An 8,582-nucleotide genomic window follows, 5' to 3' on the forward strand; every position below is an offset into this window, starting at 1 on the left:
ACCCCGATGTCCGACATCAACACGACGCCGCTCGTCGACGTCATGCTGGTGCTCCTGATCATCTTCCTCATCACCGTTCCGGTCGTCATCCAGTCGGTGCCGATGGAGCTTCCGAAGGTCCGGTTCGAGCCGACCACCACCAAGCCCGAAAACGTCTCGCTTTCCGTCCGGGCGGGCCCCGGCGGCGCCTGCGAGGTCTATTGGGGCCTGACCCAGGTCAATTCGGAAGAGCTGCTGAAGCGGGCGGTGAAGAAACTTGAGGATCAGGTGAAGGCCGCCGGCGGACCTGAGAACATCACCGAAGAGAATATGCCCGAGGCCCATATCCGCGGCGACATCAACACGCCTTACCGCTGCATCGGCGGCGCCGTGTTCACGATGCAGCGCGCAGGCTTTGCGCGGGTCGGCTTCATCTCCGAACCGGCGCCTGGCGGCGGCGGTCCCCGGATCTAAGAACAAGAATTCAGGAGTAATCGACTATGGCGATGTCAACCGGCGGGTCCGAAGGCGAGCCGATGATGGACATCAACACGACGCCGCTTATCGACGTCATGCTGGTGCTCCTCATCATGTTCATCATCACCATCCCGATCCAGACGCACGCGGTGAAGCTCGATCTGCCGGTGGACAGCCAGCAGAATACGCCGCCGCCGATTGATCCGGTGAAGAACAAGATTGTGATCACGCAGGCAGGCCAGATCCTGTGGAACGGAGCCGCGGTGAACCCGGTCCAGCTGCGCCAGTTCCTGGACATCACGACGACGATGACCCCGGTTCCCGAACTGCACCTGCAGCCGGAACCAGAGGCGAAGTACGAGCTGGTCGATCAAGTTCTGGCGGTGACCAAGCGCGCGAACATCACCGCGATGGGCTTCGTGGGCAACGAGGCCTACGCGAACTTCTGACGCATCCCTGCTGCTTCTCTCAATAGGGCGGTCCTTCGGGACTGCCCTATTTGCATTTGCGCCGGTTGGATCATTGCCGAAGCGGCTCCGAGGCGACAGAAGGTGGCAATGAAGCATCGCCGAGCCGGGTTTATCGCAATGGCCGCGCTGGCCACCGCTTCGCAGGCTCAGTCGGGGAGGCCGGCTCCTTCCCGGATCGACGATTTTATCGAACGGGTGAGCAGGCTGCGCGGGCAGGTAGAGGAACTGGCCTTTCAGCCGGGCAAGCTTTTTGAATTCCAGCGGGGTCGCGAGGATATCATCACGGTCGCCTACACGGGGGACGACATGGGTTGGCCGATCTACTCGATCGCAATCCGCGAGGTTTGCCGCCCACGGCCCGGCGGCCGGGGCTGTGTACCAGGGCGTGCCGCGCGGATGGTGCGCGCGCCCGCGCCGCCTGAGTTGACGAGGCCACGGCAGCGGGGGTTCTCGCTGATGCAGCAGATGCTCCGGAGTGGCGCAGAGACTCCCGAGCAAGTCGCCGCCGCGGTGGACAAGGCCGGGCTCGAATGGCTGGAGGGCGACCTCGACGCCTGCGAGGCCGCCGCGGAAGTGATCCGCCAAGCCGATCGCATCGAGTGGGTGGTCCCGGAAATCCACTCCCCCGACCCCAGCAAGCTGCAGGCCCCGGTGCTGCACTCGGACATGGTCGAGGTGACGTTCGTCACCTTCGCGCGTAAGTCCAGCTACCACGGCTACGTCGCGGAACGTTCTCCGGGCGAGTGGGCAGGGAGACTGGCGGCGGCACTTGAACCCTGCTGGCGACCGGCGGCGGCGCCCCCGCCTTGGCGGCGCTAGCCGGACTTTTCCGGCAAAGAAGGCATTCCATGCGCGGCTGGAGCGGACCTAAGCGGCAAGTCCGTCGAACTGGAGCCGGGCGAGGCGGGCATAGAGGCCGCCGCGGGCGTTCAGCGTCTCGTGCGTCCCCTCCTCGACGATCCGGCCGCCCTCCATTACGATGATCCGGTCGGCGGCCCGAACGGTGGCGAGCCGGTGCGCGATCACCATCGTGGTGCGGCCCTCCACCAGCCGCTCGATCGAGCTCTGGACCAGCCGCTCGGACTCCGCATCCAGCGCCGATGTCGCTTCGTCGAGGAGAAGGAGCGGGGCATCGCGGAGGATCGCGCGGGCGATCGCAATGCGCTGGCGCTGACCGCCCGACAGGCGCGCTCCGCCTTCGCCCATGAAGGTGTCGAGCCCCTCGGGGAGCTTCTCCAGGAATTCGGCCGCGTTGGCGGCTTCAGCCGCGCCCCAGAGCTCGGCATCGCTCGCGTCCCACCTGCCGTAGCGGAGATTGTCGCGGGCAGAGGCGGCGAAGATCACCGTCTCCTGCGGCACCGTCGCGATCCGCTCGCGAAGGTCGGCCGGATCCGCGTCGGTGAGCGCGATGCCGTCGAGCCGGATGGTGCCCGCTTCGGGATCGTAGAAGCGCTGGGCGAGCTGGAAGAGCGTCGACTTGCCGGCGCCGGAGGGGCCGACCACGGCCAGGGTCTCGCCCGGGCGCACCGACAGCGAGAAGTCCTGAAGCGCGCTCACTTCCTTGCGGGTGGGATAGCGGAAGCTGACCTGGTCGAATTCGAGCGCGCCTCGAGGCGGGGAGGGAAGCGGCTTCGGTTGGGCCGGCGCCCTGATTTCCGGTTCCTGCGCCATCAGCTCCGCGAGCCGGCCGGCCGCTCCCGCACCGCGGACGAGATCTCCATAGACTTCGGTAAGGGCGCCGAACGCTCCCGCGACGAGCGCGCCCGTCAGCACGAAAGCCGCGATGGTGCCGCCTGAGAGCCGCCCCGCCTGCACGTCGAGCGCCCCCTGCCACATGACGAGCGTTATCGCTCCGAAGATGAGGCCGATCACCATCGCCGTCATCAGCGCGCGGAGCAATATGCGGCGGCGGGCGGTGCCGAAGACGTTCTCGACAGCCGCCTCGAAGCGGCCGGCCTCGCGCTCCTGCTGGTTGAAGGACTGAACGATCTTCATCGCGCCCAACACCTCGTCCACCATCGCGCCGACATCGGCGATCCGGTCCTGACTCTTGCGGGAGAGCTTTTCCAGCCGTCGGCCGAGGAAGACGATCGGCAGGATCACGACCGGGATGCCGATCAGAAGCATCCCCGCCAGCTTCGGCGACAATGCGAACAGATAGACGACACCGCCAATGCCCATCACGATGTTGCGGAGCGCCACCGAGACGGTGGTGCCGACGACCTGCTCGATGATCGTGGTGTCGGCGGTGAGGCGGGAGGCGATCTCGGAGGGGCGGTTCTCCTCGAAGAAGCTCGGCGCGAGGCGCAGCAGGTTGCGCTGAACGGCGGTGCGCACGTCGGCGACCACCCGCTCGCCCAGCCAGGAGACGAAATAGAAGCGGAATGCGGTCGCGAACGCCATCACCACCACGACCATCAGCAGATACTGGAACCAGCGAGCGATATCGCCCTCGGCGCCTCCGAACCCCTTGTCGATGATCAGCCGGAAGCTGTTCGGGATGGCGAGGGTGGCGGCGGCGGCGACGAGCAGTGCCGTCACCGCGCCCGCAATCCGGCCCGGATAGCGGATCGCGAAGCGCCAGATCATGGACAGATTGCCGATCTTCCTGTTGCCCTTCGGTTCTGCTCCGCGTGCCATCGCCGGGGCGTAGCAGGGGGTGCAGTGCCGCTCAATCCCGCGCCGGAGGGAGCTTTCGACCGGGCGGTCGGTTATCTATGGTTGAAAGAGGGTTGACCCTGACCTGGGTTAGCCCGATCTGGAGACCGGATGCTCTACGACGCTTATGAAATGCAGCGCTCGCTGCTCGCCGGAGCCAGCACGCTCGCCAATATCGGCGCCGGCTGGATGCAAAACCCGGTTAACCCGTTCGCCTACAGCCAGATGGGGCCGATCGTCGGATCGGCGCTCGACGTGTTTGCGCATGCCTCGGCGCCGCGCGGGAAGCCCGCTTTCGGGCTGGAGACCACGATCGTCAAAGGCAAGACGGTGCCGGTGCAGGAGGAGGTCGTACTTCGTAAGCCCTTCGGGCAGCTGAAGCGCTTCCGCCGCGAGGGGATCGAAGGCGGTCCGCGGCTTCTGATCGTGGCACCGATGTCGGGCCATTACGCGACTTTGCTTCGCGGCACGGTCGAGCGGATGCTTCCCGGACACGACGTCTACATCACCGATTGGCGGGATGCGAAGCTGGTGCCGCTGGTCGAGGGCAAGTTCGATCTCGACGATTATGTCAATTATCTGATCGAGTTCCTGGAGCATATCGGCCCGGGCGCGCACATGCTCGCCGTCTGCCAGCCCTCCGTCCCGAGCTATGCCGCGGCAGCGGTGATGTCGGCGGACAAGAACCCGGCGCGGCCGAAGACCCTGACGATGATGGGCGGCCCGATCGACACGCGCGAAGCGCCGACGGCGGTGAACACGCTCGCCACACAGCGCCCGCACAGCTGGTTCCAGCGCAACGTGATCGCGACGGTGCCTTATTCCTATCCGGGCGCTGGCCGCGCGGTTTACCCGGGCTTCCTTCAGCTCGCCGGCTTCATGACGATGAACCTCGGCAGCCATCTCACCAGCCATTGGGAGATGTTCAAGCATCTGGTGGCGGGCGACGGAGAGAGCGCGGAAGCGACCAAGGATTTCTACGACGAATATCGCGCGGTCTGCGACATGACCGAGGAATTCTACCTTCAGACGGTGGATGTCGTGTTCCAGCGGCATCTGTTGCCGAAAGGCGAAATGATGCACCGCGGGCGGCGGGTCGATCCGGCGGCGATCACCGACATCGCAATCCTCGCGATCGAGGGCGAGCGGGACGATATCTCGGGGATCGGGCAGACGAAGGCGGCGCTGAATATCTCCACCTCTCTGCCTGAGGAGATGAAGCAATATCATCTCGCCCAGGGCGTCGGCCATTACGGCATCTTCAACGGCAGCAAATGGCGCGAGCGGATCGCTCCGATCGTCGAAAGCTGGATCGCGCAGCACGACGGCTGAGGCGCCGCGGCCTTCTTCGAACTGCAACACTATCGTCAAAGGCTTGCAACAGGTGCGCGCTAGTCTGCCTACGATCGGCAGGAGACCAACATGCGCCCGCACAGCTTCAGCGAAACCTCGTCCTCGTCCCGCTCCGGCAGCCGCGGCGGCTGGTCGCTGGTCGGACGGCTTCTCATCTGGTCGATGCGTCGCTGCTGATCCGGAGCTAAACATCTGCAGCACTTGAACTTTTGTCGAGCGCACCCATCTTCCTCTCACTGTTCAACAACTGAAAGGAGGTGGTCTGATGTCTCATTGTCACATGCCGTACGCGGCGAATCTGGTGAGCGCAGCCTCCGCGGGGGTCGGCGCCTAACTGGACGCCGCAACCGGCGGACAATGGAAAGGCCGTCCCGAAAGGGGCGGCCTTTTGTTTTTTGGGCTGCGAGAGGCGGACCTTCCGCGGGTGCGCCCGTCGCGCCCTGGTGCGGGTTCGTCGAGCCCGGGTCGCCCTCGTCGAGTCCTGAGCCGCCGCCGTCGCACAATTCGTTCGCCGCGCCGCCGATCTCCTAAGTCGGATCCCGACAGGGAGATTGGAGGACCCATGGAAACGGATCTGGACTTCTACACGCGCTGCATGGTGGAGGCGCTGCAGGCAGCGCGCCGGACGGCGTCGCCTGAAGCCCGCCGCTGCTACGAAAAGCTCGCCCGCACCTTCGCTCTGCAGGTGCACAAGGTGGAGAACACCCCCACCATGGTCACGCCGGAGCCGCTGCGGCTTCGTCCGCTTCAGCTCGCCGCTTGAGCGGGTTCAGGCGCTGCCGGCGGCGCGCTCGATATTGAGGGCGGCTTCAACCATCCGCTCCCAGATATCGGGATCGCCGGCGGCGGCCATGACCGGATCCGGCTCCCGCATCGTCCGCAGGATCGAGAGCGCGTCGTCGACATATTCATGCCATTCCTCGTCGACGTTGGGCCCCGCCGAAGGATCGTCCCCGTCGGCGTTGATGCTGTTGGCGCGGCCGGCAAGCACGCGCGCCATCCGCTCGACCAAAGTGAGGTTTGATACCGGCATTCGTCGCTCCCTCGTTTCGAGAGGATAACGAGGTAGCCGCCCGGCGGTTTCCTCAGTCGAAGTGGAAGCCGAGCAGCCGCGCCACCAGCAAGGCGGCGAGGATCCACACCGCCACCACGATCGCGGCGCCCCAGGCCGAGCCGGGCCGCTCCGCTGCTTTCGCCGCCGCCGCCCGGTGCTCCTCGAATACGCCCTCGGGCAGCATCTTCACGAACAGCCAGATGCCGAGCGGGATCAGGATCGCATCGTCGAGCAGCCCGAGGATCGGGATGAAATCGGGAATGAGGTCCAGCGGTGAGAGCGCGTAGGCGGTGACGAGAAGCCCGAAGCCGCGCGCATACCAGGGCGTGCGAGGATCGCGTGCGGCGAGCCAGGCCGCGTGGGCATCGACGCGGATCCGGCGAGCAAGGGAGACAAGCGAAGGCGGCTTCTTCACGCGAGCCTTGGGTCCGGTCCGAACCGTTCGGGATCACCATCCGAGGCCTGGGCGAGGAGGTAGACGCCCCAGAGGAAGAATGGCGCGATGAGGAGCGCCAGAAACTCCCCCGAAGAGTCGAACGGAAGGTCCACCGGGCCTGTGCGCGGAATGAGGCCCAGGGAGGGGATGATCGCCCAAAGTCCGACCCGCCCGTTATCGTGCATGCGGCGCACGAAGGTCGGTACGATGAGCGCCATCACAAGGGTCCGTGTCGCCTCCTCAGGCAATCCGGTGGCGAGCTTCACCAGTTCCGCCACGACTGGAGATACGAAGAGCAGGATAACGTACGCGCCGAACGCGTAGCCGCCGGTCGTGCGGCCGCGGAAGGAGAAGAACTCCGACAGCTGTGTGGCCGCTGACCGTCTCATTTTCATCCACGCACGTGTAGCAGCAGCTAGAGCACCTCGAACAGTCCCGCCGCGCCCATGCCGCCGCCGACGCACATCGTCACGACGACGTACTTCGCGCCGCGGCGGCGGCCTTCGATGAGGGCGTGGCCGGTCATGCGGGCGCCGGACATTCCGTAGGGGTGGCCTATGGAGATCGAGCCGCCGTCCACGTTCATCTTCTCCGCGGGGATGCCGAGCTGGTCCTGGCAGTAGAGCACCTGGACGGCGAAGGCCTCATTGAGTTCCCAGAGGTCGATGTCTTGGACGCTGAGACCGAAGCGCTTCAGAAGCTTCGGGACCGCGAAGACAGGTCCGATGCCCATCTCGTCCGGCTCGGTACCGGCGACGGCCATGCCGACATAGCGGCCGAGCGGCTTCAGGCCGCGCTCGGCCGCCATTCCGGCTTCCATGATGACGCAGGCGGAGGCGCCATCGGACAGCTGGCTCGCATTGCCGGCGGTGATCATCGCCTCCGGGCCCATCACCGGCTGGAGCGAGGCGAGGCCTTCGAGCGTGGTCTCCGGGCGGTTGCCCTCGTCTTTGGCGAGGGTGATCTCCTTCATGGACACTTCCCCCGTCGCTTTATCCTTCACGGCCATCTTGGCGGTGACAGGGATGATCTCGTCGTCGAACTTGCCCTCGGCCTGCGCCTTGGCGGTGAGCTGCTGCGAGCGGAGCGCGTAGGCGTCCTGCCGCTCGCGGCTGACCGAGTAGCGCTTGCCGACCACTTCGGCGGTGTTGATCATCGGCATGTAGACGCCGTTGTGCATCGACAGCAGCTCCGGATCCGGCCCGAGCCGCATTTCCGGCGTCTGGACAAGGCTGATGCTCTCGACGCCGCCGGCGACGCAGATATCCATCCTGTCGACGATCACCTGCTTGGCGGCCGTGGCGATCGCCATCAGGCCCGAAGCGCACTGACGGTCGATCGACATTCCGGACACGGTGACCGGAAGGCCGGCGCGAAGCGCCGCGGTGCGGCCGATCGTCGTCTGTACGCCCTGCTGAAGCGCGGCGCCGATCACGCAATCCTCGATCTCCTCGGGCGCGACGCCGGAGCGCTCGACGGCGGCGCGGATCGCATGCGCGGCGAGGGTGGGGGAGGGCGTGGCGTTGAAGGCTCCGCGATAGGCGCGGCCGATCGGTGTGCGGGCGGTGGAAACGATGACTGCGTCGCGAGTGGCCATGTTTGGGCTCCTTCTGATCAGGTGAAGATGAGGCCGATCCAGTCGGCGGTGAGGGCGGGCTTCTCCGCGCCCTCGATTTCTACGGAGACATTGTGGACGAACTGCCACTGGCCCGGGCGCTTCTCCTCGCCCGCGGCCAGCGTGAAGCGGCCGCGCACGCGGCTGCCGGAGCGGACCGGCGCTAGAAAGCGGACGCGGTCGAAGCCGTAATTGACGCCCATCTTGAGGCCGTCCGGCACGAGCATCACCTGCTCAGCCATCTGGCTCAGCAGCGACAGCGTCAGGAAGCCGTGCGCGACCGTGCCGCCGAACGGGGTGCGGGCCGCAGCTTCGGGATCGACGTGGATGAACTGGTGATCGCCGGTCACGTCGGCGAACGTGTCGATCGCCTGCTGATCCACGAGGATCCAGCCGGAGACGCCGATCTCGGTGCCGACCCGGGCTTTGATCTCTTCGATGCTGGCGATGGGCATGGAGCCGGTCTAGAGCCGCGCCCACACAAGACTCAAGGCAGAAGAGGGCCAGTTATGGCGGACGCTACGGCAACCGCGCGCGCAG

General features: G+C 66.0%; 11 protein-coding genes. 5 read left to right on the forward strand and 6 right to left on the reverse strand.

What is annotated here, in order from left to right; all coding sequences use genetic code 11:
• The 3 genes from VF662_RS07360 to VF662_RS07370 form a co-directional block, all read left to right on the forward strand.
• The coding region (locus VF662_RS07360) for an ExbD/TolR family protein (protein WP_464139412.1) at positions 1 to 453 on the forward strand (453 nt) is incomplete at its 5' end.
• Between the two features lie 26 nt (positions 454 to 479).
• Positions 480 to 905, forward strand: a complete 426-nt coding sequence (locus VF662_RS07365; protein WP_464139414.1) for an ExbD/TolR family protein — start codon at positions 480 to 482, stop codon at positions 903 to 905.
• A 108-nt stretch (positions 906 to 1,013) separates the two neighbouring features.
• On the forward strand, positions 1,014 to 1,745 hold the full coding sequence (locus VF662_RS07370; protein WP_464139416.1) for a hypothetical protein: 732 nt from the start codon (positions 1,014 to 1,016) through the stop codon (positions 1,743 to 1,745).
• 48 nt (positions 1,746 to 1,793) lie between these two features.
• Here the strand turns inward: VF662_RS07370 and VF662_RS07375 are convergent, their stop codons facing one another.
• On the reverse strand, positions 1,794 to 3,566 hold the full coding sequence (locus VF662_RS07375) for an ABC transporter transmembrane domain-containing protein (protein ID WP_464139418.1): 1,773 nt from the start codon (positions 3,564 to 3,566) through the stop codon (positions 1,794 to 1,796).
• 129 nt (positions 3,567 to 3,695) lie between these two features.
• Here VF662_RS07375 and VF662_RS07380 point away from each other — a divergent pair, with 129 nt between their 5' ends.
• Together VF662_RS07380 and VF662_RS07385 are read left to right on the forward strand one after the other, a co-directional pair.
• Positions 3,696 to 4,916, forward strand: coding sequence for a polyhydroxyalkanoate depolymerase (locus VF662_RS07380; RefSeq protein WP_464139420.1), 1,221 nt, complete (start codon positions 3,696 to 3,698; stop codon positions 4,914 to 4,916).
• A gap of 583 nt (positions 4,917 to 5,499) precedes the next feature.
• The gene (locus tag VF662_RS07385) at positions 5,500 to 5,700 is read left to right on the forward strand and encodes a hypothetical protein (protein ID WP_464139422.1); all 201 of its coding nucleotides are present in this window, start codon (positions 5,500 to 5,502) and stop codon (positions 5,698 to 5,700) included.
• A gap of 6 nt (positions 5,701 to 5,706) precedes the next feature.
• Here VF662_RS07385 and VF662_RS07390 read toward each other — a convergent pair whose 3' ends face one another.
• From VF662_RS07390 to VF662_RS07410, 5 genes are read right to left on the reverse strand one after another with little or no spacing between them, the layout of a single operon-like run.
• Complete coding sequence (locus VF662_RS07390; protein ID WP_464139424.1) at positions 5,707 to 5,970, reverse strand: hypothetical protein; 264 nt, start codon at positions 5,968 to 5,970, stop codon at positions 5,707 to 5,709.
• 52 nt (positions 5,971 to 6,022) lie between these two features.
• The gene (locus VF662_RS07395) at positions 6,023 to 6,406 is read right to left on the reverse strand and encodes a YkvA family protein (protein ID WP_464139427.1); all 384 of its coding nucleotides are present in this window, start codon (positions 6,404 to 6,406) and stop codon (positions 6,023 to 6,025) included.
• Positions 6,403 to 6,816 carry a DUF805 domain-containing protein gene (locus VF662_RS07400; RefSeq protein WP_464139430.1) on the reverse strand — a complete coding sequence of 138 codons (414 nt, stop codon included), beginning with the start codon at positions 6,814 to 6,816 and terminating at the stop codon, positions 6,403 to 6,405. Before VF662_RS07400 ends, VF662_RS07395 begins: the two co-directional genes overlap by 4 nt.
• Before the next feature lie 26 nt (positions 6,817 to 6,842).
• A complete protein-coding gene (locus VF662_RS07405) occupies positions 6,843 to 8,024 on the reverse strand; it encodes an acetyl-CoA C-acyltransferase (RefSeq protein ID WP_464139432.1) in 1,182 nt (393 codons plus the stop codon).
• Between the two features lie 17 nt (positions 8,025 to 8,041).
• Positions 8,042 to 8,497: a MaoC family dehydratase gene (locus VF662_RS07410; protein ID WP_464139434.1), complete on the reverse strand. Its 456-nt coding sequence runs from the start codon at positions 8,495 to 8,497 to the stop codon at positions 8,042 to 8,044.
• Positions 8,498 to 8,582: the final 85 nt, after the last annotated feature.

Source organism: Allosphingosinicella sp. (assembly GCF_036387215.1).
Classification (GTDB): domain Bacteria; phylum Pseudomonadota; class Alphaproteobacteria; order Sphingomonadales; family Sphingomonadaceae; genus Allosphingosinicella.